Genomic DNA, 24,787 nt, shown 5'->3' on the forward strand with positions numbered 1-24,787 from the left:
GCTTATCTACATCCAGTAGAAGAAGACTAGGTATGATATATCGTCTCTAAAAAAGATTTGTATCTGGCCGTATTATCCTTGAGACTAGTGACGTAAACACGATTGCCAGGCGTTTCAAATTTAAGCTGCAGATTTAATGAAGTTAAGTAAGCTGGTTCCCCATTGGTTGGGTGAAGCAATAAGAGCGGCTTCAAAACTTAGAACTTCCTCAACTTCTTCCTTAATCTCTTCGATATCCTGAGTTTCCTCATAAAGATCGAATTTATTCAGGTCACCATCTTTGATAACCTTATAAACTTCAAGATCTAGTTCACAATCTTCAATGATCGAATTTTTTAAAGTGGAATACTTCCATGTATTCCCTATGATCTTGCATCCATCAAAATTGCAGGCTTCAATATGTGAAAATTCGAAGCTGCAATTTTCAAACGTACAGTTGATAAATTTACACTCTCTCATTTTTGAGCCAAAAAAAATGCAAGACTTGAAGTTAACAGCGATAAAAGTGGTTTGAGAGAAGAGAGAACCAGATATGGTTAAGTTACTTAAATCACTTGATCTTACTAGCTCTTTTTCAATTACTTCATACTGTCCATTTGTGAAGTCAGATAATGTCTTAGTCATAATGAAGTTTGTTAAAGTGGCCATGTGATCCCCCCAAGCCTTGCTTAATTTGTGGATTAGTTCATCCACAATGCAATAATAACCATTCTTGACAAGTTGCGTCAAGCAATAAAATTGCATCAAGAAATAAAAATTAAAACCGATAATGATATTAGGGACTTTTGAGGCATAAAATTTCAGGCCGCAATTGCACCTATACGAAATATCAGGTGGTTACAGGTATTTCATTTTGCAAGGAGAAGAATATGTCTGAATTTAACAAAGAGAAATTAGACGATTATTTAGGAATTATTAGAAAGTACATGCAGGTGAGAGGGCCAATGACGCAAAAAGAGCTAGCAGAATCGACAGGCCTAGGTGTTTCTACAGTTTCTCGTTTCCTCTCAATGAAGACAACTGAAATCAATCCTCAGGTAGTTGCTAAAATTACAGCAGAATTGGATATTCCACTTCATGAAATGATTGATTTTGTCGAAGAGCACTTTAGCGATCACTTTATAAGACTAGTTAAATTCTATAAAGGTGATGAAAAGAAAGAGCAGTCAGCGCAAAATGCAAAAGCGCCACAACAGCAAGTTAATAATACTAGTGGTGGATTTGAGGATGCTCTCGTTGACACGATTAAAAGTGGAACAACAGGCAATGCTCAGGTTAACTCTAATCCAACGATGAAAATTGGCGGAAAAACGAGAACAATGCCATTTGTTACTGATACGAGTAACGAAGATGTTTTAAAAGAACGTATGGCCCAACTAACACCAAGGCAAAAGGCATACGTTGCTGATTTTTTAAGTCTTGATATCGACGCTAGAGATTTAATTGTCGATCTTGGAAATGATTTATTTAGATACTTTAGACAAAGGGGAATGATTGCTTAATGCACTTTAAAAAGGCACTCCTTATATTTTTAATTTCGACTGCGGCCATTGCACTTCCGCAAACGGTGGAATTTGTCTTTTTATCTGCAGCACCTAAGCAAACTTTTTTAGAAGAAATCCTTTATAAGAATATCTCTCGTAAAATTGCACAAAATGACGATCATTGTGTTGAGATGGGGGATGGGTGTTTTGATCCACAAACAGGTTATATGGTCGGGAAGTCTGGAAAGGACTATGTCGATCAAGAATATGGAACTCCTGATAAGGAAGTTGCCGTCGAGAATACGATTGATTCAGATATGATTCGTTGTACTGGTGCATACTTTGATATTTTTTGTGGCAAGGCCAAGAAGGTTGAAAAGAAAAAAGCACCTAAGTATGAAATCTGGATTGATACAAGCGCATCGCTAAGGAATTCAGACTGGTCTAAGAGTGGTGACACTTGTTATCGACGAAGCTTTGTGAGTCGACTGACTTACGGTTGTCCTGTGAGAATCAAAGCTTTTGACTCTTTTATAAGAGAGATAAAAAATGACCTCTACCTCTGCCAAACAAAAGGTGGAAATAATACGCAAAAGATAATTCGCTGGGTGAAAAACTCAGATGCAAAGCATCTATTTGTCCTCACTGACATTGATGAAGCAAAGGGGGAGCTTATGGACTTCCTAAGTAATATTGGTGCAACGATTCATGGTGTCGGAAGCAAGGGCTTTTATCCAGAAGATCTATTGAAATTAGCAGATACTCTAAAAGCATCTTGTCAAAAATAGTAGAAATCGCTACAAATAATCATGTTTAAAAAACTTCTTAAATGGTCGAAAGACACTTATACAGAGCTTCCTTGGCGAAGAAATAGAACTGTCTATAAAACACTTGTTTCAGAAATTATGTTGCAACAAACAACGGTCGGTACAGTTCAAAACCACTTTGAAAGATTTCTTTTAATCTATCCTGATATTGAAACTTTGGCCTCTTCAACTGAAGAAGAAATTTGTGTTGCCTGGAAGGGTCTTGGTTACTATCGACGTGCACGAAACCTTAGAAAGGCCGCAATTGATATCGTTGAAAACTTCAATGGTAAAATTCCAACAAAGTATGAAGACTTGATCTCTATTACGGGAATTGGAGAGTACACGGCCAATGCTATTTTAAGTATTGGACAAAATAAGAGCGCGCTTTCAATCGATGCCAATATTGAAAGAGTTGTCAGTCGTATTTATGGTATTCAAGGGGCCAAAGGGCCAAAGCTTCAAAAGTTAATTAAGAAAAAATTTGAAGATGGAGAGTTTCCTGAAATTGCAAAGTGCAAGGGACGTGATATTAACGAGGCCTTAATGGATCTTGGGCGTATCTATTGTCAGGCCCGAAGTGCAAATTGTGTGGGTTGTCCTGTTTATAAAGACTGTGTTGCAGGAAATTCAAAAGATGCCCTTGAGTACCCAGAAATTCCTGTAAAGAAGATTGCTAAAACGTATGAACTTGATCTTCTTAGAGTTATTGTGAAAGAAAAAGATTCAATTCTAGGATATCGTAAGGCCGATGATGAGTGGCTATCTGGTCAAATTGAATGCCCAACATTTATTTTAAAGAGTGAAGACAAGAAGCTTAAACAATACCCTGAGCTAGACTCAAAGCTTTCTTATAAGAAGTTAAAGAAATATAAGACAGCTATCACAAAGTATAAAATCACAAATTATATTCTTGAAATTTCACATGCTGAATTTAAAAAGAGTTACACTGGTGCTTTTAGAAAGTATAAACTCAATGAAAAATTGAATATATCAACGGCAACAACTAAGGCCCTTGATAAAATCTTATGAAAGTAAATTGTTTCACGGCCATTAAAGATTTACTCAATAAAGAAGGCATTAATATTCCCCATGGGCGTGTTTATGAATTCTTCGACTCTATTGAAAATGAGGCCTTTATTAAGCATCGTCTAAGTGAGTTGTCCGTTGGGGATCTTATTCTTTGGCGTAAAAAGATCATTCCTAGTAGTGGTGATACTGGTCATATCGCTATTATTCGTGAAATTCTAACTGATGGTTGGATCAAGGTTTACGATTACTCAAAGCAACCCCATTCAAATGAAAAATGTTCTCGACCTGGACTTGGTGAAGGGGAGATGAAGTTAATTTTAGATGGTGACGAAATTTTAGGTTTTATTTGGTCTAAGGAGATTAAGAAAACCAAGATGACAAAAATCCTGGGGATTTCTCCCCAAGACTTATCTAAAATACTTTAAGTTTTATTCTAATTCTTTAATAAAGAAAGTGTAGATATCGGCAAACTCTTTGAATGTTTCAAAGCGTCCTGAAGCACCAGCGTGTCCCGCATCCATATTTGTCCAAAGAAGTTTTACTCTTGAGTCTGAAGCAAAATCGCGAAGTTTATAAGTCCACTTCATTGGTTCCCAGTAGGTAACACGAGGATCGTTTAAACCTGCGATCGCTAGAACTGCTGGATAATCTCTTTTTTGAATATTTGAGTATGGGCAATATGATTTAATGTAGTCAAAATATTCCTTATCATTAGGATTTCCCCATTCTTCATACTCTAGCTGAGTTAGGGGAAGACTATCATCAAGCATTGTGTTTAGAACATCAACGAATGGAACGTCTGCGCAAGCGGCACCAATCAGATTTTCAGTGTCTAGATTGATTGTTGCTCCAACAAGCATACCACCAGCACTTCCGCCCATAATCCCGATTCTACCTTTGGCCGTATAGCCTTCATTGATTAGGTACTTGGCACAGGCGTAGAAATCTTTGAAAGTATTTTGCTTCTTTAAAAACTTTCCATTTTCATACCATGAACGTCCCATTGTCGAACTTCCACGAATATGTCCGATAGCATAAACAAAGCCACGATCAAGAAGTGAGATATTATTTCGATTAAACCATGGATGAATTGAAATGGAGTAAGAACCATAACCATAAAGAAGACACTTGTTAGGATCTCCGATCTTTGTTGTCTTTGCTCTAATGATTGTCATAGGAACCATTACTCCATCATGAGATGGAATAAATTTTCTCTCAACGACATATTTATGTTGATCAAAGCCTGGAACTTCAATTTGATGGATACGTGTTGATTCTCCTGTTTCTACATTGTAGTCATATGTTGTGCTAGGAGTTGTCGGGGAGCTATAGTTATAGCGATAAACTTTAGTATCAAAGTTTGCATTATTACCTCCACCTACATGATAAGCATCTTCTGGAAAAGATATTTCTTTTCTTTCATCACCTTTGATTACGAGAAAATGATTAAGTCCTTTTTCGCGGAAACTAATAACTTTAAAATCTTTAAATACATTTAAGTTTGTAAGGTATCTTTCACTGCTACCTTCTACCTCAACCGTTGCAGAAGCATAATCTGGTCTTGCAATCGGTGTTCTTAAGATAGAGAAGTTCTCGCTAAACTTATTTGTTAGAACTAAGAAGTCGTTACCATCTGTTTCTACCGTGTACTCAATTTTGTCTTCTTTAGGGAAGATTTCAATTGGATTTAAATCGCTAGCATCAGCTTTAATATATGAAATTGAATTATTTGCAGAACCACCAGCATTGATAAGCAAGTACCTGTGATCCATTGTTTCTTCGATTGTTAGAAAATACTCACCAGACTCTTCAGTATAAATAACTTTATCAAAAGAATTTACCATATCAGTGACGTGAACTTTGAAAGGACGCATATTCTCATCCATTTCAATATAAGCATAGTGTTTTGAATCATTAAACCAAACAGGACCGCCGTTGATTTTCTTAGGGCCTTCAAGAATTATCTCATTTGTTGATAAGTCCTTAATATATAGATCGTAAAGCTCATCACCATTGTCATCAATAGTATAGATGAGGTAACGATGACATGGAGATATTTCAAATGTTCCTACATCAAGGAAGTCTCTTCCTTGTGCTAATTCATTTTCATCCAAGCAAACTTGTTTTTCATTAGTTCCTATATGGCGACGAAAGTGAATTGGATAATCTTTTCCCTCTTCATACCTTTCAAAGTATTCATATTCATCATGTGGGTATGGACAGGTTTCATATGTTTGAAGTTCTCGAGACTTTAATTCTTCAAAAATTGTATTCTTAAGTTCTTCAGAGTCATTTAGGTAATTCTTAAAAAGCTCATTTTCTTCGTTTAGAAATTTTATGACATCACTATCTTCTTCGCGATTTCTCATCCAGAAGTAGTCATCAGTTAAAACTTGGTCATGAATTTTTGTCTCGTGTGGGATTTTCTTTGGCTGAGGGTATTTCATTTTGTCCTCCTGAATTGAATGAATAATGTGCCGCGAGAGCGGCACATATAAAAAGAAGAGTTAAGGTATAAGCCGGGTCCTGTATTGGACTATCATTCGTCTAGGCCAGTAGTTACCCACTGGCTCGAGCGCTTAACCCGTCAACAAGGGCCGGCTACCCCATGAGTTGACCTATTCAAGCTTGCACCGCCTAGAGTTTACCTATTTTCACTACAGCAGGTGAGATAAATCTCGTCACTGATTGGCCGGCCGAAGCTACCCCAATCGAGTTCAAACCCCTGTACTTCTTCTCTGTTGCACTTGTCCTAGTCTCGCGACCGACGGGCGTTACCCGCTAAGCTGCCGTATGGTGCCCGGACTTTCCTCCCGTTCACTATACCGAAGTATAATAAACCAGCGATAGTCTCCTTAACTCTTTGCAGATTTATGCCCTATGTCACATCGATTGTCAAAGGTTTACACACTAACTAGTCATGCTTTGAATGACTATGGTAAAACTTTTTTAAATTGTATTCGTAAAAGTTACATAGCCAGTCGCCATGGAGAATTGATGAAATATATTTTATTGGCTCTTGTGTCATTTTCAGCAAGTGCAAATCTAAAGAATTATGTTCGTGAATATTTAAAAAATTCAACAGAAGTTAAAGAAGCGAGTTACAATTTTGAGCTTTCTAAACTTACTCTTGAACTTGAGTCTGGTGAGAAAAGGCCTTGGACTTTAGGTGTTTTAGCTCAACATGATGATGTTGGCCTTATTTCGAATCCAAATAATCCAAACCTGATTAATACATATAAGGCATTCAATTCAGGTGTCGAATTATCTAAAGAAAATGTTTGGGGTGGAAAATTTTCGATCACTGGCTCTTATATTGATTTTAGTGGTGGAACCGAATACGAAGGGTATAACCAAGAAGTTTCATACACTCAGGATCTAGGAAAGAACTTCTTAGGCCGTAATGACGATGCTGACATCAAAATTGCTGAAAAGAATGTCTATTCATCTAAGTATGCTTTCGACGCTGAAGTTTCTCAAAATGTTCTCGAGTTTATCGAAACTTATTATAATTACAAAAAAACAAAGACACTTATTCAGCTTAAAGATGAAGCGATGAAGCGTGCTCAAAAAAGACTTAAGTTCGTTCAAAAGCAAGTTAGAGATGGCCTAAAGGAAAGAGTTGATCTCTATTCAGCTCAAGCGTCTGTTAATTCTGTAGGTGAGGAGCATGCAGAACTTGAGTCTCAACTTGAAACTTATAAGAAGTCTTTAGAGAGTAAGCTAGAAAGGCCTCACTCATTTAATGATATCGATTTATATAAAATTGAAAAAAATAAAATGGAAACAATCACAGATGGTGAAATCGACTCCAATCTTACTATTCAGGCTTTAAATAAAAAGCTTGAATCATTAAATACAGCTATCGAAAAGTATGACAACTCTGTATTTCCAACGATTGAATTAAGTGGTGCATACAAGACTAATAGTTATACAGTTGCAGGAAGCGGGAACGTTTTCAGTGATGGTACATTTGGTTCTGATAATGATGCGACAGAAGTAGGTCTACAAATTGTAATCCCTCTTGGTATGACAGTTGAAAAAAATAACTTAAAAGAAGCAAGAATTAATAAGCTTAATACTGAGTATCAGCATCGCCTGGCAAAGATAAGAACTAAGAATCAATTAGATGCGCTTAAGAATACAATTCGTCTAATTGATAAGACGATTGATCTTGTTCTTAAAAGACACAAGTTAGCGACTCTTTCAGTTGCGGAATATAACAAGCTATACTCTCGTGGCCGTGCTGACTTTGATAATGTGATTTCAGCAGAAGAAAGGCTTATTAGTACTGAAAATAAATTCGTAGAATATATAAGTCGTCGTCAAAAACTGTACTTCAGTTTACTTGATATCTACGGAAAGCTTGGTAACCACTTTCAATAAGAGTTTAGAGTGTACGTAGGGTGCTTGGGAGAATTAGTCTTCCACACCCACGGCATAGAATTAAATCATTGCCTTTGTTAAATTCATTACATTCACCAATTGAATATGTTAGGCGACAACTACCGCAGCTATTGCCTTGAAGAAATGTAGCTGCAGTATGGTGGTGTTTTTTCTTTGCCCTTAGATAAAGTTCCTTGGCCTGAACACCTACTTCATCTAGAAGGCCCATAATTTGATTTTCGACTTCATTTATTTTTGAATCATTAGATGATTTAATTTGTGCAACTTCTACTTTTATTTCAGAGATTGTCTCATTGATACCCTTAATGAATTCATGTGCTTCAGAGATCGTTGCTTCGAGCTGCTCTACTTCTTCAAGTAGTTCTAATATCGTATCCTGTTTTAGGTTTGATTCTTTTTCTAATAAATTGATCGTTTTTTGAAGGGCCTCTTCCTGTTGACTACTTGTTACAGAATTTAAGTTATGCTTAGCTTGTTCAAGCTTTTTATCTGAATCAAATAGTTCTTTCTCAAGAGAATTTAAACACTCTTTAGTTTCAGTTAGCTGTAAATTAAGTTGATCTATTGACTCAGACTTATTGCTTAGTTGTTTCTTTAAAAAATCGATTCGCTTCAATTCTTCGTCTGTTGCGCTCTCTAGGCCCTCAATGACCTTTTCTAAATCCATGACATCTTTTAGATATTTTAAGTTTTCCATTTGTAATTAATAACATATTTACCTAGCAGTCGCGATTGGAATATTTGTTTATTTAAGGTGATAATAGGTAGATAGGAGTTATAATGCGCGGAAGTATATTCGGAAAAATGTTTTCAATGACTACCTTTGGTGAGTCACATGGCCCTGCCTTGGGTGTTGTTTTAGATGGTGTCCCTAGTGGACTTGATTTTAATTTAGATGATCTACAGGCAATGCTAGATAAGAGGGCCCCTGGGCGCTCAAAAGGTGTAACAGCAAGAAAAGAGCCTGATCAAGCCGAAGTTCTTTCTGGAGTTTTTGAAGGGAAGACATTGGGAACGCCAATTGCAGTTATTATTCGCAATACTAATCAAAGAAGTAAAGATTACGATAAGTTAAAGAATAATTATCGCCCTGGACATGCTGATCGAACTTATGATTTAAAGTACGGAATTCGTGATCATCGTGGTGGAGGCCGCAGTAGTGGACGTGAAACAGTTTCTCGTGTCGTGGCAGGTTACTTCGCGAGTTTGGTTCTTCCTAAAGTAAAAGTTAATACTTTTATTTCTAAGCTTGGGCCGTTTGAATGTGAAAATATAATTAAGAGTTTTCCACAAAATCTTGGTACATATAATTTTGGTGATCCATCAAAAGATAGTGAAATCGAAAAATATCTAATTGATCTTAAGGCCAAGGGTGATTCGATTGGTGGACGTATTTCTGTCAATATTCAAAATTGTCCAGTGGGCCTAGGGGAGCCGGCCTTTGATAAATTAAAAGCGGATCTTGCAAAGGCCGTTTTATCAATTGGAGCATGTGTTGCTTTTTCTTTTGGTGCAGGTGTAAAGATGGCCGATATGAGTGGACAAGAAGTTAGTACCGATAGCGCTAATTTTGGTGGAATTGAAGGTGGAATTAGTAATGGTGAGATGATTAATCTTGATCTAACTTTCAAACCAACTTCTACAGTTGGAGCAAATGCGAAAGAAGGCCGTCATGATCCATGTATTCTTCCTAGGGCAGTTGTTGTCGTAGAGTCAATGGTTAGGGTAGTATTGGCGGATCACTTTCTAAGACAGAAAGCATACGAGGTATAATTTGTCTGAAATTAAGCTATTTGAAGAAATTAATGACGTAAACAAAATATTAAATGAGATTGATTCAGATCGAATCCTCGTTATTTTAGACTCTAATATCAATAGTCTCTATCTCGATCTTATTGATGCAAGGGAAGGTATTGAGATTTATATCGCCCCTGCTGGTGAAGATTGTAAAAATATCTCGGAAGTTGAAAGAGCATGTGAATTCTTTATAGAAAAAGGAATTCATCGTGGTGCACACCTTGTTGCTATTGGTGGAGGTGCATGTTCGGACTTTGCGGGACTTGTGGCCACGCTACTATTAAGAGGAATTAAGTGGAGTGTTATTCCAACAACTCTACTTTCGATGATAGATGCAAGCATTGGTGGCAAGGTTGCAGTTAACTCAAAGTTTGGGAAGAACTTAATTGGAGCTTTCCATCTTCCTGAAAAAATCTATATTTGTGCAAAGTTTTTAGAAACTCTAGCAGAGGAAGATTTTATTTCTGGTCTAGGTGAATTAGCGAAATACTACTTCCTTGATGAACAAGTATTTAACCTAATTAATAACGAAGCTAGTTTTGAAGAGATTACTCTTCGTTGTGCTAAGTATAAGCAAGAGATTGTAGAGCAAGACTTCAAAGAGGGTGGGATAAGAAAAGTTCTTAATCTTGGCCATACTTTAGGTCATGCAATTGAAAAAGTATATGAGCTTCCACATGGTGTTGCAGTCTACTGGGGATTGAAGCTAATCTTTAATATTTTTCATCGTGATGAAGAAAGTGAATTCTTAAACCAATTCTCCGGAATTTTTGGTTTAGACGCTTTAATGTGTCCTTGGGAAGATTCTCTACCTGTTGAAGAGATGATGAGTTATATTGCAAAAGATAAGAAAGTTGTAAGTCGTAATGCAATCGAAGTGATTCTACCAAACGGAATTGGAGCGCCTTCGATTCAGACAATTTCTCTTGATGATCTTAGACAGCACTTACTTGATTATGCTAATGGTAAGGGAACAACAAAAGACTTTATTAAAAAAATAAAAGTTCCTTCATCTAAGTCATTTGCTAATCGCGCACTTATCTTGGCCGCTACTTATCCACAAGATGTGCAGCTTATAAATATGCCAGAGTCAACAGATGTTGTTAATATGCTCAGTTGCTTAGAGAGTATTGGTTTAACAATTGAGAAGGCCGATGATGGAATTATTATTCGTGGCTCTTTTCCTGAATGCGAGATTGAAACAGATGATGTAATCGAGCTTTATTCTGGAGATGGAGGAACGACAAATCGATTTATCATTCCACTACTTGCCTTGGGAAAAAATAAATATAGCTTAATTCCAAGTGAAAAAATGTTTGAAAGGCCAATGGATGAGCTGGCAAATGTACTAAATGATCTCGATGCGATTGTGACTAGAGATGAAAATACATGGTTTCAAGTTCAAGGGCCTGTGAGTATCTCTAGAGGGGTATATGAAGTAGATTGTAGTCGTTCGACACAATTTGCAACTGGTCTTGCAATGGCCCTGTCTCCACGTGATATTGATGTCGAGCCTGTTAATTTAACTACGAGTCGTCCATATTGGGACATGACATTGAACTTAATTGAGCGTTTTAAAAATGGAGAACAAGTTTTTGAAGTTCCTGTAGACTTTAGTTCTCTAGGATATCCGCTGGCCTATGCTTGTTTAACTGGTCCAGTCTTAGTTGAGAATTGTAAAGGAATCGATCGCTTTCAAGCAGATAGTAAGTTTATAGGACTTCTTGAAGAATTAGGTGGGCAATTTGACTTTACCGCCAATGGCTTCTTATTTAACGGTATGGACAATTTAAACGGATTTGAAATGGATTGTCGCGATTGTCCAGATCTCATACCAACACTATGCTTTCTGGCTTCGTACGCAGATGGAGCAACAATAATTAGAAGTGTTGAAGTTCTTATTCATAAAGAGTCTGATCGCTTAAATGCAGTAATGGACTTAATGAAGCTCTATGATATTGAACATCACTATCACGAGGAAGAAGACTATCTTGAAGTTATTGGAACAAAGCCTGATGGAAGGTCTGTCGATATCGTTCCGCCTCGAGATCACCGTATGGTAATGGTTTCTTACCTTTATCAATTAGTAAATGGTGGTGGAAATTTAGAAAATAAGGACTGTGTCGAAAAGTCATTTCCTAACTTCTTTGAGGTTATTGCTTAGTGAAGAAGATTGAAGTCATAATAGTTTCTTTATTTATTACGATTTCAATCTTCTGCGAGATCTTTGGTTATCGTGGAAATATTTATCCATTCTTTAGTTGGAATTTATTCAGTGTTTCGAGGGATAAATAGTTGATAAGTAATCTATCTCAAATATTCTATTTAATGACTTTTCCTATTATAAGTATGTTTCTTTATGAAAGTTTTTCAACTCCGAAAGAAACAAACTGGATATCTTCAATTGTACCTTTAGAGTTTCTTCTACCTGCATTATGCTTATGGACGATTACTACCTTTGGTGCGTTAAAATATGCGTTTTGTAAGTACTATCGAATTATTTATTCTATAGTACTATTTTTTATAATAGGGATGTCTAATGGTGCTGATATAGACCACGACTTATTTCTTTGGCTATACATTTCTATAATACTGATTTTTGAAAAAGATAATGACTCTTCAAGGGATAGTATTTTAAATCTATCTAAACTACTCACTGTTCTAATATATTTTATGTCTGGTTTCTGGAAGGTTTATTATTCTATTACTAGTTTTTTCTTCGAAGGTCAGGGCTACTTTCATTTAAATGGATTACGTCATATAATTGAAGATTATAATTCTAGTTCAGGATATAGTTGGTTATTATTAAATCAAGTGCCATCTATTGTATTTTTTAGCTCGGGGCTATTTGTTGTCTTATTAGAGCTTAGTGGTTTAATTTTATATTTTAAGAAGAGATCGTCTTTGTATAATTGGGCATTGTTAATAATTGGATTTCATTTACTAACTGTCGTAGTCATGAAGATTGAGTTTGTCTCAAATATAATTCTTTTAGGTGTCATTTTTTGCTTACCTACGAGAAAGCAATCCAACCAATCTTGTCATTAATATATTGTAGAGTAAAAAAACGAGATTTATCTAAGTCTATGTTTTTATCAATTATAAATTGACCTGAATTATTGGCAATCATATGCTTATCACTACTTACTGTAGGTGTTCGAGACAACTTACTCTTCACAACTTTAAAATGAATACAAGACTTAATACTTGTTGGATTATCTGGAAGTTTATAATTCATCCCTGATTTTAGCGTTACACAAGTGCCAAAATCGTTTGAAATCAGTATATTACCTGGGTCAATTACCTTAGAACGCGAGATAGCGTGCACAATTGATTTGTAGGTAAATAGCGAGAAGATTGTAGATAAAATAAAATTTCTTCGTTTCATGATACTATTATATAATAGATTTATAAAAATATAGAAAATTATTTATTAGAGGATATGGTTATGACTTTAAAAAATGGTACGTTAACAGACTTTAATAATGCAACTTTTTCGTATGCAAATTTATCTGGACCAGATCTCTACTATACTGGTGGTAGTTTCGTTGCATATAATCACTTAGTTGCAAGACGGGATATACGTGCTGTTCGAAATCTTAGTGTCGGTAATAATATAGATGCTGGAGGCAATATTACTAACGGTGGTGCCATCACTGCTACTGGTGATATAAGAGGTGCTAGGGTTTGGAATGCCGTTTGGAATGATGTTGCTGATTATCAACTACTAAATGATGAGTTAATACCTGGAAAGTGCTATTACGATACAGTTGAAGGCGCTCGTATCTGTTCACAAAGATGTCAGTTAAGCGTTATTGGAATTGCCTCTGATACATTTGGATTTGGTGTTGGTAAAGGCAACGCTGGTCTCGAGGTACCAATTGCTATTGGTGGTTGGGTCCTTGCATATGTTGACGATGAGTATCCATGTGGGACACCATTAACTAACGATGATCATGGCAATTTGACGGAAATGACACTGGAAGAAAAACGTAATTATCCAGAAAGATTAGTTGCTATATATAAAAAGAAAGAACTTAAAGATACTTTCGGTGATGGAAATGTTGAAATCCAGGTTGATGGCCGTCACTGGGTAAAGGTAAAGTAATAAAGGTCTATTATGATAGTCTTATCAATTGCTTTTTCGGAAGCTTGTAACTTAAGTTGTAGTTACTGCAATGTTGATAAGCTTTCCAAGAAGTCAATCAATACTGATATTTTTTTTGAATCATATAAAAAGGTACGCGCAGAAAACCCTGATGAATTAATACAGATTGATTTCTATGGTGGTGAACCTCTTCTTCACTGGGATAAAATTGTTGAAGTGACTGATGAGTTAAAGAGGGAAAAGAATATTCAATTCTATATGCCGACAAATGGTTTACTGCTTGATCAGGATAAGGTTAATTTTCTAAACGAGAATAATATTCGAGTCTCTTTGTCCTATGATGGCCTTTGGCAAGATATTAATCGCAAGCAACACGATAGTCGTGGAACAAATTACTTATACGAAAAGAAACTTCCAATTATAAAACAACTTAATGACCTTACTTGCCACTCGATGATTTACGCAGGCAATAGCAATCTTCTTGAAAATCACCTTTATATCAAAAAAGTTCTTAACCTAAATCCTGACCTTACTCTTATCAGAGATGTCGATGTCTGGAGTGAGGAAAGTGCAAATGCCATTAACGATGGCTTTAGTGAGTTAGTCGACTGGTATATTGAAAATGTCGATAAAGTAGAGATGCCACAAATAATTCTCACTTATCTAAGACATATTTTACGCTACACTGCAAAAGATATAACAACTGATTATTGCGGAGCAGGAGAGACGCATTTATCTTTTTCAGAAGATAAGCTAATTGCCTGTAATCGCTTCAAAGATGATGACCTTTATCTACAAATTCCAGAATATAAGAATATGGCCGCATGTGAGAGCTGCAGTGTAAAAAAATTCTGTAGAAAAGGCTGTTTATATGAGAACATTAAGAACGAAGGACCTATTGAGAATATTTGTATAATGTATCGCCATTTTTATAAGGAAGTACAACGTATGATTTCTGAAATAAGGTCAAATAAATATTTTACTAGAATCTTGAAAAGAGAAATTTATGAATCTTAAAGCACTAAATCGCAGTATGTTTTTAGCGGCGGAACATTTATTTGAAGCGGGTAAACATTTAATGCCGATCTCACCAGAGTATGGTGAAAGACTAATGCTTGAAGCAGATGAAATATTATCAATGATCAAGCCTGAAGCTGAAAAGGTTTCAGAGGAGAAATTAGATGATATTTTAGATGAGATTCTCAACGTGGAGATAGAATAATGGTCGCCTACAATTTTGAAAATCCAGCGAAGGCTTCTAAGCGTGTCGCAAAGAAATACTTTACTCTTGAAATCACAACCTCTGCGTTATGTGATTTAAATTGTACTTACTGCTTTGAAGGAGAAAAGGTTGATAAGGCCCGTCTCGATAATGAGCTACCAGTTATCTTTAAAAGAATCGATAGTATTCTTGCAGATAAGAACTGGTTTCAAAGTAAGTATGATGGTTTGAATATTTCACTTTGGGGAGGAGAGCCTACTCTCAATCCAAACTTTATTATCGAGTTAATGAATAAGTATCGTGATCACGAAAATGTTGATTTCCACTTATACACTAACGCTTTCAATATTCACAATATGAGAAAGATTATTGAGAATGTTGATACAAGTAAGCTGCATGTTCAAGTGTCATATGATGGCCGTGCTGTTAACGACAGTTACCGATTAATGAAGAATAAAAAACCTTCAAGTAATCATGTTATTAACAACCTTTATGAACTTGCTGGTCTTGGTATCAATGTAAGTATGAAGGCTACACTTCCTATTGATAGTATGGAAAGTCTCTATTCTTGTTGGGAAGATTATTACGATATTCAAAAACTTCTTTGGAAAGTTTCCAAAGATATTAATATTAGTTACTCACCAACGATTGATTATATTACAAAGTTTTCTCTTGATGAGAAAAAGGATGCGATAAAGATCTTTAGAGCAGAGTTTTTGAAAATCGCAAAGAGAGAAATTGAATTCTATAATGAAAATGGTCGTTATCTTTGTTCATGGTTTGGTGGAGAAGATAATCGTAAACACTGTTCTGCTGGATATAATATGGCGGCAATTGATCAGCGTGGAAATCTCTACGCTTGTCACGGGGCCATTTATTCGAAACATAAGGAAGAGTTGGCCTATAGTGATATCAATGATGATGCATTCGTTGAGAAAATTAGTGCTTATACTAAAAAATTTGAAGAACCACTTAAGAAAATTCATAAAGACTGTCAGGACTGTGTCGCTACAACTTGTATGATTTGTCCTGTAGCAAGTCATGAGAAAAGTGAAAAGACAGACTTTTTTGAAAAGTGGACAGATAATTGGGTAAACGAGCTTTGTGGTTTCTTTAAAACATTTGGGGAGATCGATAGGGCAGTTCAAAAACATATATTCTCTGAAAATGTAATGACGAGAGAAGAGTATATGGATAAGGAGGCGACAAATGGCATGTAGTGGTGGACACTGTTCTTATCACAATACAGGAACTAGTACTTGTTCAGGGCACCGTGGGGTTTGTACTTCTAATAGAGGTGTCACTTTAAGTTCTGGGGTTACTTCAGGTGGAAAGGTGTTAAGCACGCATATTTCTAACTTGAGGAATAATATCGCTGCAGAGTTAGCGCGATATCGCTCGCATCCTTATTATAATCCGGGGACACCTTCTTCATCTTTTGGTGTTGGGGCAAGAATTACAAATGCTGCATCGGCATCTATAAATAATGAGATTAATGATCTGTCTCCTAAAAATGATACTCCAGTAATTTATACACCGGCACCTTCCGGAGTTTCTCCTTGGGATAATAGACCTCGTACTGCAGATGACCCATCAGCAGGTGGTACTTCTGGAGCGAGGACATGGAATAAATATGGGCAAAAGCTTGTTAGATCACATGTGCAAGAATTATTAACATATTATAATACTATTAGAGCAGATTGTATTTGTAATTCAGATTGTAACTGTAATGCTGTTTGTAATTGTCATAACAATTGTGGATGTCACTACTAGATTAAAAGGAATTAATTATGATGTTATATGATGTTGCTTCAGTTGAGGATCGTGGGTCACACTGGTACGTGACAAATGTTTTTCCTCATACACTAGATCCAATTGAACGACAGGAAAAGCTTTTAAACCTTTCCGCTGTGTCTGCGTCAATTATTAAGCATGCCTTAACTGAAGGTATCGAAGTTAGAATTGTTAAACCAATTGAATATAACGAAGTCATGCCACACGAGATAAAGCTTATTAGTGGTGACTCAAGTGATTATAATTTTGCGAGAGAGTCTGCCATTAAAAAGGCCCGCATGGTAGTTACGCAAGACCTCGCTTCTGTAAGTGGTTATACGTTTTATAGCTATATGTGTTTAAATAATGAACTTTGTGATAAGGGGTACTTTATTACGGCCGAAAATCGTGAGTCAAAGTACCTAGAAATTTTGGAAACAGGTAATGAGGATCTTATCCAAAAACTAGAAGACTATCTGAATATGCGCGATCAAATCGAAAGAGTTAGTGCATTGAATAAGAAGTTTGATCACTTTAGAAAGATGATTAATGAAGAAGAATGTACAGATAAAATCGACGAGCTTACTAATAAGTTCTTAGAGGACTACTATTCAACATTCTTCTAAAATTATTCTCTATTTACAAAAAGATCATCGAAAAATAAACGGAACATTGTTTTACTGCTTCGAGTATTTTCTCTTTACAAGAGCTCGAAGCAGCGATGTGAAATTTATCCTACATAACTGTTCTGAACAAGAACGACTCAAGTATTTACAAATCTTCAATGAAAAATATGATTATCCGCAAGAGTATAATAAATCCTTTATAGTTACCCAAAAAGTTTATGATATTTATAAACTTAAGCCTTCTCGATGTTTAATTTTAGATATTCATACTTTAGAGAGTCTTGGAGAAGTGATTCCATGTGATTTGCTTGTGTATTCTAATGTGGCCAATCCTCTTAAGAGGTTTCAAAAAAAATCATGCCGATATTTTGGTTATTATGATTATCAGAATTATGATGAAAAAGAACTTTTAAAATTTTCATTTGAGCACTATAAAAAACTAGATGTGATTGATAATAATATCTTTATTGTTTCACCTTTTTTTGATTACAAGAATATTGAAATACCTAAGAAGTATGATGGCCGAAAAAAGTTTTATAAAGAGGCTAATAGACACTTTGATCGATTACACGAGCACTTTGATACATTATTGTACTTTCAGGGTAATCGTCCTGATACTAATAATCGTTTAATACCAGAGTCCTTTTACTACAAGAAAGAAATTGAGATAATCCCTAATGGGATTCAAGACTCCGTAATTCTAAGGTATACTGATATTCTAGAAAATGGATTGAAAAAATATCAATTAACGGATGTCGATAGAATAATCTCAGCTTTCTTGGAATAGTATGATTTTACGTTTAGATAAAGAAAATTATGATCTCTGGCTAACTTATAGTTGGAGCGCAAATAATCATGGCCTATGTGGACATACATATGAAGTTATTGATTATTATCTTTTTTTAAAAGAGCATATGCGTGTTGGAATACTACTTTGTGAAGATATTGATTGGCCAACATTTCGTAATTCTGTTGTTGGAAAATATATAATCTCTGATGATGAATTGTTGCAGCTTGAAAAAGATACCCTCTTTGTAAATCGTCCTAATCTAGTACATGTAAATAATATTCTTTTTACTGATGGTGGTGCCAAATCACTTATGGGTAAACATATCTTGGCACAGAAGATCTTTCACTTTGCCTGTGGTGATAAGGAACTACAGGATAATGATAAAGACAATGTAATTATTCTCCAGGATGCTCGTATATATAATGATTGTAAAAACGCAATTGACTATAAGAAACGAATTAACTTTGATCGTTTGAAAAAGCCGACAAAGTCAACTCGTTGTAATCTGCTCTATGGCACAAAAAATTGTCGAAATATCCCTGACCAAATGTACCTAGACCTCCTAGACAAGTATGATGGGAGGTTTATGTGCCTGACTAATAAAGAAAATAGACCAGCAGGACGCTTAGAAGGCCTCTCTGATCGCTTTGATTTCCCAGAGATGCCTATTGCAGACCTTTTTGAAAAATTTGATAGATATATCTATACGCCGGTTCCACGTAAATTTGACTGTAGTCCCCGTATGATCGCTGAATGCAAGTTTTTTGAAAAAGAGGTTGTGTATTATAATATAGACTACTGGGATGAAGATAAAGGCCTCTATTGGAGAAAGTGGGATATTGATAATGACTTTGAATCAATATTCTTAAAAGAGGGAGATCCCATACTAGAGATCTTGGGAGAGCATATTGGATTATAATATTTTTAGCCACTCTGGTTTGAGGCTATTAAATGACAAATTCAATAAGAGAGCAAAGCTGGATACGGGAACATTTTGTAATTATGAATGTTTCTTCTGCTATTATCTTGAAGATCTCGATAAGATTACTCCTCTAGACATAATAAAGAAAAGAGCGAAGAAAATCTATAATTGCGGAATGCGTGAGATTGATCTAAGCGGTGGAGAGAGTTCTGTTCATCGTGATTGGTTTGCAATTCTCGACTATTGCCATGAAATTGGTTTTACAAATATTTCGGCCCTTACAAATGGTGCTAAATTTGCAAATTTAGAATTTTGTAAGAAATCTAAAGAACATGGATTAACTGAATTACTCTTTAGCCTTCATGGAGTTAATGAAGATAATCATGATTCAATTGTTGGTAGAAAAGGTGCTTTTCGTAAAATGTTAAAGGCCATATCTAATTGCCAACAAATTGGAATTAAGGTTCGTATTAATTGTACTGTGACAGATAAGAATGCTGAACTACTTGCTGAGTATGTTGAGCTGATTAATAAGATAAAACCATATCAAATTAATTTCCTTCCACTAAACTATTGGGAAGATGCTGATCGACTTGAATCACAAAGCTACGAGCATTTGAGTAAGTATATTAAGCTTGCCATTGATTATTTGAATCATGAAATTCAAATTAATGTTCGTTATATCCCATTTTGTTTTATGCAAGGATATGAGAAATATGTAGTAGGTGTTTATCAACATATTTACGATCGAAATGATTGGAATATCTATACTTATGATGTCGATAAAATTGAAGAAAAAATTCTTAATACAAAAGAGTATTTTGAAGTTGCTGCAGAGAAAAGAAAGCATACCTACACCAAAGGTAAGAAGTGTTTTAACTGTAAATACTTCTTCGTCTGTGATGGTGTAGAAAAGAAAATATCAAATGTTCAGGATGTATACCCAGTTGAAGGGGATAAAATTGATGATGTTCTCCATTATCGTCGAGGTCATTATCCTGAATGTGATTATAAGTAGGTAAGTTATGGAAAAATTACCAAATTCATTAGCGAAAGAAGATATTCTCGAAATTGAACTCGAGTTAACAGGAACGTGTAACCTCGATTGTCCACTATGCTCACGTAGTTATTCTAATGCCAAACACTTGGTAAAGTATAACGAAAGACCTGCAAGTGAGATTATTGCTCAACTCGACGAGTATCCTAATATCAAAATGTGTTGCATGGCCGGAATGATTTCTGAGCCAACACTTCATAAAGAGTTTTTCACTATTATGGAGTACTTGATTGGCCGTGAAATCGAAGTCGAACTTTACTCAAATGCTTCTCTCCATTCGACTGACTGGTGGCGAAAACTCGGCTCTATGATGAGTCCTCGAGATCATGTCTTCTTTACGATCTGTGGATCAACACAAGAGTTACATGAAAAGTATCGTGTACGTTCTAATTTACAACAAGTCTTAGATAATCATGCAGCATTCAAAGAAGGGTGTAAGTACGATATCGATTATCTTCAACATATTAAATTCGAATATAATGCTAAAGACTTTGACAGTGAAGCAATGAGTGAAATTCGTTCTCGTTTCAGTCGGGAATACAATATTAATACTCTTCCTTATAATGAAAGATTTGGATTCATTAAAGATGAGGAAAACGATATCGCTTTAACAGCTGATTTAGCTAAAAGTTATAACCTGATTTCTCGACATGCCAAGAGGCGCTATGAACGAAATAAATCTGGTGAGATTAAATGCCAGATGCGTTGTAAAAGTCTTGAAGAAAAATTTGTGGCGATTGATCAGTGGGGAGAAATCTTTCCATGCTTCCTTTATCGAATTTATAATGTTGGAGAAAAATTTAATCTTGATTATACAAAGATAAATCAATTTAAGTATGATTTTTGTTATGAGTGTGAAGCAATGACGACAAAGATGCTTGACGATATTGGCCTTGAGAGGATGGGATAATGAGCTGTAAGCAAACGACCCTCCATCGAAGTGAAATCTTAGAGTTAGAGATGGACCTCACTGGTACATGTAACCTACGTTGCCCTCTGTGTACAAGAAATTATGCTCACGCTGGACATCTATTAAAACGCAACGTTCGAAGTTTTACGCAAATAAAAGAACAGTTAGATACTTTCACAAATCTTGAAGTTTTTTATATGGCAGGAAATATTTCTGAGCCTACACTTCATCCAGAAGTTAAAGAACTTTGTCGCTACCTAGTTGAGCGTGGAGTTGCTATTGAGCTATTTACAAATGGGAGTACTCATAATCCTAAGTGGTGGGCCGAATTAGGGGAAATATTATCTTCTAATGACCGTATCTATTTTACGATCTGTGGATCAACTCAGGAACTCCACGAGAAATATCGTGTTGGAAGTAAACTTCAAGATATCTTAGATAATCATCAAGGTTTTATTTCGACTAATAAAGAAGGAATCGATCATATTCAACATATAATGTTCAAATATAATCGTGAGGACTATGAAAGTGAGGCCATGCAAAATATCATTGCACGCTTTAGTAAAACATTTAATGTAGATACAGAAGGCCAAAGAACTTTTAACGAATATGTAAAGTCATTTGACAAGGACCTAATTCGTCCAGAAGACGAAAGAAAGAGAGCTATTGATGCTCTATTTAATATTAAACCAACACCAGGTGAGACTGCGGATATAGAAATTAAATGTATGAGTCTAAGAGATCGGAAAATTTATATCGATCAGTTCGGACAAATATCACCGTGCTACGGTCATGCAGAGTATGAAGGTCCTGGACATTTCTCTGGTGAAGTATTTGATTACGGAGAAGTGCTCAGCTTTAAGTTTAAAGATTGTTTTAAGTGTGAAAGACGTATTCAGAAACTAATTGATGTAATGGAGTTAGATTTTGTCTGCTAGCAAAGATGCCCTTATTCGAAGTGAGAGAATTGAATTAGACCTCACTGGCACATGTAATGCAAAATGTCCTTTGTGTGCGAGAAATTATAAGCATATTGAAGTTAAATATAATGAACGACACTTGAATGAAATTACAGGTCAATTAGATCAATTTCCTAATGCTAAATATGTTCACTTAGTTGGAGCTTTCTCTGAACCAACTCTCTATCGCTCAATTTTCGATCTTTGCCGTTATCTTCGCAAAAGAGATATTGCAATAGAAATTTGTACTAATGGTGACACACATAACCCTGACTGGTGGGCCGAGTTAGGTACTATTCTAGGTCCAGATGATAGTGTTTACTTTACTGTATGTGGATCTACTCAAGAACTTCATGAAATTTATCGTGTTAACACAAGCCTTGCTAATATTAGGGCCAATGCAAAAGCATTTCGCGAAGCAAATCCTTATGGCATTGATTATATCCAGCATATCCTCTTTGATTATAATGCCGAGGATTTAGAGGATGGTAGTATGGATGAACTTCTAGAAGAGTTTAGTAATATTAATCTAACACAAACTCTTTATCGTCGTGATACTGAAGTTTATAAGAATCCTTTTAATTTGGATAAGATGCTTGTAACTCCTGAACTTAAGCGAAAGTATGATGTGATTATCAGCTCTGCAAAAAAGAAATGGGGTGAGAAAGTTAATGGAAGCAAGGATTATGATATTGATTGCCGTTCTTACCATAATAAGAGTATTCACATTGATCAACATGGAACTGTTTTTCCTTGCTATGTGTGGCTTGAAGAAAGTCGATTAGAAAAATGGGATCTCGATTATAAGAAAATTCAAAATTTTGAATATGAATGCTGCCAAATTTGTGAAAAGAACTGTAAGCGTTTAATGGATATGTGGGAGCTTGAGATTCTATAATGCAATATAATAAATTTGTTGAATTTATAGAACTGAGTTTAAATAATAGCTGTCAATTACAGTGTCAGGGCTGTCCAAGCTTAAATCCCAATCATAAGAACTCAAGAGAGTTAGATTTCTCAAGGGTTCTCCCAATTATCAAAGATTTCAATCCAAAAGAAATATTTATCTGCGGTAATGATGGTGAGCCGCTAGAACACAGTGATATTAATAATATCCTAGTCGCTTTAGGTGATAATTTTTCTCATGATATTCTCATTGCAACGAATGGGGAAAATCTGATGAACCTCGATGTGCAAAAAATAGAAAAATATAAGAACATGGTCTTTCAGGTGGCCATCGATGGACCAAATCAAGAAATTCATGAGTTAACTCGTGGTGGCAGTAGTCTGGATACGGTCTTTTCCAATATAGAAAAAGTTAGAGGAATTCTAAATATAGAACCTATCTTTTCTCGTCATGAATTGAATGAGAAGTATGCGGTTGAGACAGCAGAACTAATCAAAAAGAGGTTTGATCTAGACTTATTATTTCGCGATACAACTCTTATCACAAATAGAATAAGACCTCCTAAGAATAGAAGTAATAGGGGGAATATGGATTTCTTATACAAGAAAGAACATTCTTTACCTGTAACACCATGGTTTAAAAGAATATATATAAATTCTGATGGGAATTGCTATCCTTGTGTTTCTTTTATTTATGCAAGGATCGATAATAGGCCAGTTAATATTTATTCATTTGAAAGTACTTTTGAGTTTTTTACTAGCTTTATAAAGTTTTCTCGTGAGTTTTGTAGCTGTTATCAAGCCCTTGGAAACACAACTCAGTGTAAGTTAAATTGTGATTTCTATATGAATGATTTTGAATATGATGATTTGGAAAGTATTAAGGATATATCGTGATTAAAAGTAATACATCATTTGGAAAACTCAATTCTATTATCGTTGGACGTGAGTTAGAGATTAGCAAAAGAATTGCCGATTTCACTTTTCAGCACTTTTACGGTGAGAATTTAACTCATGCTGTATATGATCGACTGGAGCATGGTGGACATGAGTACTATGTAAATCATGAATTACTACTAAAGAGAAATGATCAACTGGACAATTTGGCTGCTACTTTTGAAAAACTGGGTGTTGAAGTTTTTCGCCCAGATCGACTTGGGCAAGTGGTCACTATCAAGACTCCTGATTATAAGACTGAGCTTTCTAGTGCAAGTAATGTTCGAGATGTCTCTCTGGTTTATCAAAATTATATAATTGAGACTCCTACTTACGTTCGAAATCGCTTCTTCGAAAACACTCTTCTTTATAATGTATATAATCATCTATTTGATGGTGGTAGAGGTGGTAAGTGGATTAGATCTCCACACAATAAACTAGTAGAAGAAGCAATGGATTTAAGTCCATGGAATTCACAGCGTGATTATAAGAATTTTGATCGCACAAAGTATACGATGGCAATTGATGGGGCCCAGTTTTTAAGAATCGGTAAAGATGTAATCGTTAATGTGAATTCTTATAACCATTACCTTGGTTTAGAGTGGGTTAAGTCATTCTTTCCCGAGAGTAATTTTCACATTGTAAATGTAGCTGATAATCATATTGATGGTGTTCTAGTATGTCTTAAGCCTGGGACATTTCTTGTGAATCCTAAATATCGTAATATAAAGGATTTTTTGCCCGAAAAATTTAAAAACTGGGATTGTTTATTTCCTGACGATTATGAAGCTGAACCTGTGATTGAGTCCGGGAAAACTGATATTGATATCCAACTTGCAAGTACAAGAGGAATGGATATTAATGTTGTAAGTGTTGATGAAAAGAATGTGCTTGTTAGTGAGAGTGCGGCAAATGTTATTGAGTTACTTGATAAGCATGGCTTTAACCCTCACCCTGTGCGATTAGAGAATTGTGAAATTTTTGGTGGAGGCATACATTGCTCAACACTAGATATAAATAGAGAAGATGAATATATCGATTATACAAAGTAG

General features: G+C 35.5%; 25 protein-coding genes and 1 other RNA gene. 21 read left to right on the forward strand and 5 right to left on the reverse strand.

Annotation, left to right across the window (positions count from 1 at the left end; all coding sequences use genetic code 11):
• Positions 1 to 120: 120 nt before the first annotated feature.
• The gene (locus M902_RS15610; protein ID WP_052607378.1) at positions 121 to 648 is read right to left on the reverse strand and encodes a pentapeptide repeat-containing protein; all 528 of its coding nucleotides are present in this window, start codon (positions 646 to 648) and stop codon (positions 121 to 123) included.
• Between the two features lie 221 nt (positions 649 to 869).
• On the opposite strand from M902_RS15610, the gene M902_RS00575 reads away from it, so the two are divergent.
• From M902_RS00575 to M902_RS00590, 4 genes are read left to right on the forward strand one after another with little or no spacing between them, the layout of a single operon-like run.
• On the forward strand, positions 870 to 1,502 hold the full coding sequence (locus M902_RS00575; RefSeq protein ID WP_021266473.1) for a helix-turn-helix transcriptional regulator: 633 nt from the start codon (positions 870 to 872) through the stop codon (positions 1,500 to 1,502).
• Positions 1,502 to 2,272, forward strand: coding sequence for a hypothetical protein (locus tag M902_RS00580; RefSeq protein ID WP_021266448.1), 771 nt, complete (start codon positions 1,502 to 1,504; stop codon positions 2,270 to 2,272). The genes M902_RS00575 and M902_RS00580 overlap by 1 nt, the downstream gene beginning before the upstream one ends.
• 21 nt (positions 2,273 to 2,293) lie before the next feature.
• The gene (locus M902_RS00585) at positions 2,294 to 3,322 is read left to right on the forward strand and encodes an A/G-specific adenine glycosylase (protein ID WP_021266158.1); all 1,029 of its coding nucleotides are present in this window, start codon (positions 2,294 to 2,296) and stop codon (positions 3,320 to 3,322) included.
• On the forward strand, positions 3,319 to 3,747 hold the full coding sequence (locus tag M902_RS00590; protein WP_021266365.1) for a hypothetical protein: 429 nt from the start codon (positions 3,319 to 3,321) through the stop codon (positions 3,745 to 3,747). The genes M902_RS00585 and M902_RS00590 overlap by 4 nt, the downstream gene beginning before the upstream one ends.
• A 3-nt stretch (positions 3,748 to 3,750) precedes the next feature.
• On the opposite strand, the gene M902_RS00595 is transcribed toward M902_RS00590, so the two are convergent.
• Together M902_RS00595 and rnpB are read right to left on the reverse strand one after the other, a co-directional pair.
• Positions 3,751 to 5,769 carry a S9 family peptidase gene (locus tag M902_RS00595; RefSeq protein WP_021266522.1) on the reverse strand — a complete coding sequence of 673 codons (2,019 nt, stop codon included), beginning with the start codon at positions 5,767 to 5,769 and terminating at the stop codon, positions 3,751 to 3,753.
• 52 nt (positions 5,770 to 5,821) lie between these two features.
• An RNA gene (gene rnpB, locus M902_RS15740) (RNase P RNA component class A) lies at positions 5,822 to 6,185 on the reverse strand.
• A 134-nt stretch (positions 6,186 to 6,319) separates the two neighbouring features.
• Here rnpB and M902_RS00600 point away from each other — a divergent pair.
• Positions 6,320 to 7,708, forward strand: a complete 1,389-nt coding sequence (locus tag M902_RS00600; RefSeq protein WP_021266135.1) for a TolC family protein — start codon at positions 6,320 to 6,322, stop codon at positions 7,706 to 7,708.
• Between the two features lie 4 nt (positions 7,709 to 7,712).
• Here M902_RS00600 and M902_RS00605 read toward each other — a convergent pair whose 3' ends face one another.
• Entirely contained in the window at positions 7,713 to 8,426 is a 714-nt protein-coding gene (locus tag M902_RS00605) for a zinc ribbon domain-containing protein (protein ID WP_021265796.1), read from the reverse strand.
• Between the two features lie 83 nt (positions 8,427 to 8,509).
• On the opposite strand from M902_RS00605, the gene aroC reads away from it, so the two are divergent.
• Both aroC and M902_RS15615 read left to right on the forward strand, forming a co-directional pair.
• Positions 8,510 to 9,502, forward strand: a complete 993-nt coding sequence (gene aroC / locus M902_RS00610; protein WP_021266143.1) for a chorismate synthase — start codon at positions 8,510 to 8,512, stop codon at positions 9,500 to 9,502.
• A 1-nt stretch (position 9,503) separates the two neighbouring features.
• Complete coding sequence (locus tag M902_RS15615; RefSeq protein ID WP_021266244.1) at positions 9,504 to 11,690, forward strand: putative 3-phosphoshikimate 1-carboxyvinyltransferase; 2,187 nt, start codon at positions 9,504 to 9,506, stop codon at positions 11,688 to 11,690.
• 849 nt (positions 11,691 to 12,539) lie between these two features.
• On the opposite strand, the gene M902_RS16400 is transcribed toward M902_RS15615, so the two are convergent.
• Positions 12,540 to 12,914 (reverse strand): hypothetical protein, encoded by a 375-nt coding sequence (locus M902_RS16400; protein ID WP_156979676.1) that lies wholly within the window; start codon positions 12,912 to 12,914, stop codon positions 12,540 to 12,542.
• 60 nt (positions 12,915 to 12,974) lie between these two features.
• Between M902_RS16400 and M902_RS00625 the strand changes: the two genes are divergently transcribed.
• From M902_RS00625 to M902_RS00690, 14 genes are all read left to right on the forward strand, one after another.
• Entirely contained in the window at positions 12,975 to 13,634 is a 660-nt protein-coding gene (locus tag M902_RS00625; RefSeq protein WP_021265731.1) for a hypothetical protein, read from the forward strand.
• Between the two features lie 12 nt (positions 13,635 to 13,646).
• A complete protein-coding gene (locus M902_RS00630) occupies positions 13,647 to 14,651 on the forward strand; it encodes a radical SAM protein (RefSeq protein ID WP_021265928.1) in 1,005 nt (334 codons plus the stop codon).
• A complete protein-coding gene (locus tag M902_RS00635) occupies positions 14,641 to 14,856 on the forward strand; it encodes a hypothetical protein (RefSeq protein ID WP_021266047.1) in 216 nt (71 codons plus the stop codon). Before M902_RS00630 ends, M902_RS00635 begins: the two co-directional genes overlap by 11 nt.
• Entirely contained in the window at positions 14,856 to 16,076 is a 1,221-nt protein-coding gene (locus M902_RS00640; RefSeq protein WP_021266214.1) for a radical SAM protein, read from the forward strand. Before M902_RS00635 ends, M902_RS00640 begins: the two co-directional genes overlap by 1 nt.
• The gene (locus M902_RS00645) at positions 16,066 to 16,629 is read left to right on the forward strand and encodes a hypothetical protein (RefSeq protein WP_021266330.1); all 564 of its coding nucleotides are present in this window, start codon (positions 16,066 to 16,068) and stop codon (positions 16,627 to 16,629) included. Before M902_RS00640 ends, M902_RS00645 begins: the two co-directional genes overlap by 11 nt.
• A 17-nt stretch (positions 16,630 to 16,646) precedes the next feature.
• The gene (locus tag M902_RS00650; protein ID WP_040313675.1) at positions 16,647 to 17,255 is read left to right on the forward strand and encodes a hypothetical protein; all 609 of its coding nucleotides are present in this window, start codon (positions 16,647 to 16,649) and stop codon (positions 17,253 to 17,255) included.
• Between the two features lie 97 nt (positions 17,256 to 17,352).
• Positions 17,353 to 18,042 carry a hypothetical protein gene (locus M902_RS00655; protein WP_021266279.1) on the forward strand — a complete coding sequence of 230 codons (690 nt, stop codon included), beginning with the start codon at positions 17,353 to 17,355 and terminating at the stop codon, positions 18,040 to 18,042.
• Position 18,043: 1 nt separating this feature from the next.
• On the forward strand, positions 18,044 to 18,964 hold the full coding sequence (locus M902_RS00660; protein ID WP_021266378.1) for a hypothetical protein: 921 nt from the start codon (positions 18,044 to 18,046) through the stop codon (positions 18,962 to 18,964).
• Positions 18,954 to 19,985, forward strand: a complete 1,032-nt coding sequence (locus tag M902_RS00665; protein WP_021266485.1) for a radical SAM protein — start codon at positions 18,954 to 18,956, stop codon at positions 19,983 to 19,985. Before M902_RS00660 ends, M902_RS00665 begins: the two co-directional genes overlap by 11 nt.
• A 7-nt stretch (positions 19,986 to 19,992) precedes the next feature.
• Positions 19,993 to 20,934: a radical SAM protein gene (locus M902_RS00670; RefSeq protein ID WP_021266038.1), complete on the forward strand. Its 942-nt coding sequence runs from the start codon at positions 19,993 to 19,995 to the stop codon at positions 20,932 to 20,934.
• Positions 20,934 to 21,872 carry a radical SAM protein gene (locus M902_RS00675; protein WP_021266292.1) on the forward strand — a complete coding sequence of 313 codons (939 nt, stop codon included), beginning with the start codon at positions 20,934 to 20,936 and terminating at the stop codon, positions 21,870 to 21,872. Before M902_RS00670 ends, M902_RS00675 begins: the two co-directional genes overlap by 1 nt.
• A complete protein-coding gene (locus M902_RS00680; RefSeq protein WP_021266090.1) occupies positions 21,862 to 22,791 on the forward strand; it encodes a radical SAM protein in 930 nt (309 codons plus the stop codon). Before M902_RS00675 ends, M902_RS00680 begins: the two co-directional genes overlap by 11 nt.
• Complete coding sequence (locus tag M902_RS00685) at positions 22,791 to 23,696, forward strand: radical SAM protein (protein WP_021265843.1); 906 nt, start codon at positions 22,791 to 22,793, stop codon at positions 23,694 to 23,696. The genes M902_RS00680 and M902_RS00685 overlap by 1 nt, the downstream gene beginning before the upstream one ends.
• A complete protein-coding gene (locus M902_RS00690) occupies positions 23,693 to 24,787 on the forward strand; it encodes an amidinotransferase (protein ID WP_021265903.1) in 1,095 nt (364 codons plus the stop codon). The genes M902_RS00685 and M902_RS00690 overlap by 4 nt, the downstream gene beginning before the upstream one ends.

It is taken from the genome of Bacteriovorax sp. BAL6_X (assembly GCF_000443995.1).
Lineage (GTDB): Bacteria > Bdellovibrionota > Bacteriovoracia > Bacteriovoracales > Bacteriovoracaceae > Halobacteriovorax_A.

Bases quoted from the DNA above. Each gene is read 5' to 3' on its own strand.
- M902_RS16400 (WP_156979676.1), bottom strand. From the start codon at position 12,914: ATGAAACGAAGAAATTTTATTTTATCTACAATCTTCTCGCTATTTACC.
- M902_RS00600 (WP_021266135.1), top strand. From the start codon at position 6,320: ATGAAATATATTTTATTGGCTCTTGTGTCATTTTCAGCAAGTGCAAAT.
- M902_RS00585 (WP_021266158.1), top strand. From the start codon at position 2,294: ATGTTTAAAAAACTTCTTAAATGGTCGAAAGACACTTATACAGAGCTT.
- M902_RS00590 (WP_021266365.1), top strand. From the start codon at position 3,319: ATGAAAGTAAATTGTTTCACGGCCATTAAAGATTTACTCAATAAAGAA.
- M902_RS00625 (WP_021265731.1), top strand. From the start codon at position 12,975: ATGACTTTAAAAAATGGTACGTTAACAGACTTTAATAATGCAACTTTT.
- M902_RS00670 (WP_021266038.1), top strand. From the start codon at position 19,993: ATGGAAAAATTACCAAATTCATTAGCGAAAGAAGATATTCTCGAAATT.
- M902_RS00660 (WP_021266378.1), top strand. From the start codon at position 18,044: ATGATTTTACGTTTAGATAAAGAAAATTATGATCTCTGGCTAACTTAT.
- M902_RS00635 (WP_021266047.1), top strand. From the start codon at position 14,641: ATGAATCTTAAAGCACTAAATCGCAGTATGTTTTTAGCGGCGGAACAT.
- M902_RS00630 (WP_021265928.1), top strand. From the start codon at position 13,647: ATGATAGTCTTATCAATTGCTTTTTCGGAAGCTTGTAACTTAAGTTGT.
- M902_RS00595 (WP_021266522.1), bottom strand. From the start codon at position 5,769: ATGAAATACCCTCAGCCAAAGAAAATCCCACACGAGACAAAAATTCAT.
- M902_RS00685 (WP_021265843.1), top strand. From the start codon at position 22,791: ATGCAATATAATAAATTTGTTGAATTTATAGAACTGAGTTTAAATAAT.
- aroC (WP_021266143.1), top strand. From the start codon at position 8,510: ATGCGCGGAAGTATATTCGGAAAAATGTTTTCAATGACTACCTTTGGT.
- M902_RS00640 (WP_021266214.1), top strand. From the start codon at position 14,856: ATGGTCGCCTACAATTTTGAAAATCCAGCGAAGGCTTCTAAGCGTGTC.
- M902_RS00645 (WP_021266330.1), top strand. From the start codon at position 16,066: ATGGCATGTAGTGGTGGACACTGTTCTTATCACAATACAGGAACTAGT.
- M902_RS00675 (WP_021266292.1), top strand. From the start codon at position 20,934: ATGAGCTGTAAGCAAACGACCCTCCATCGAAGTGAAATCTTAGAGTTA.
- M902_RS00605 (WP_021265796.1), bottom strand. From the start codon at position 8,426: ATGGAAAACTTAAAATATCTAAAAGATGTCATGGATTTAGAAAAGGTC.
- M902_RS00650 (WP_040313675.1), top strand. From the start codon at position 16,647: ATGATGTTATATGATGTTGCTTCAGTTGAGGATCGTGGGTCACACTGG.
- M902_RS15610 (WP_052607378.1), bottom strand. From the start codon at position 648: ATGGCCACTTTAACAAACTTCATTATGACTAAGACATTATCTGACTTC.
- M902_RS00580 (WP_021266448.1), top strand. From the start codon at position 1,502: ATGCACTTTAAAAAGGCACTCCTTATATTTTTAATTTCGACTGCGGCC.
- M902_RS00575 (WP_021266473.1), top strand. From the start codon at position 870: ATGTCTGAATTTAACAAAGAGAAATTAGACGATTATTTAGGAATTATT.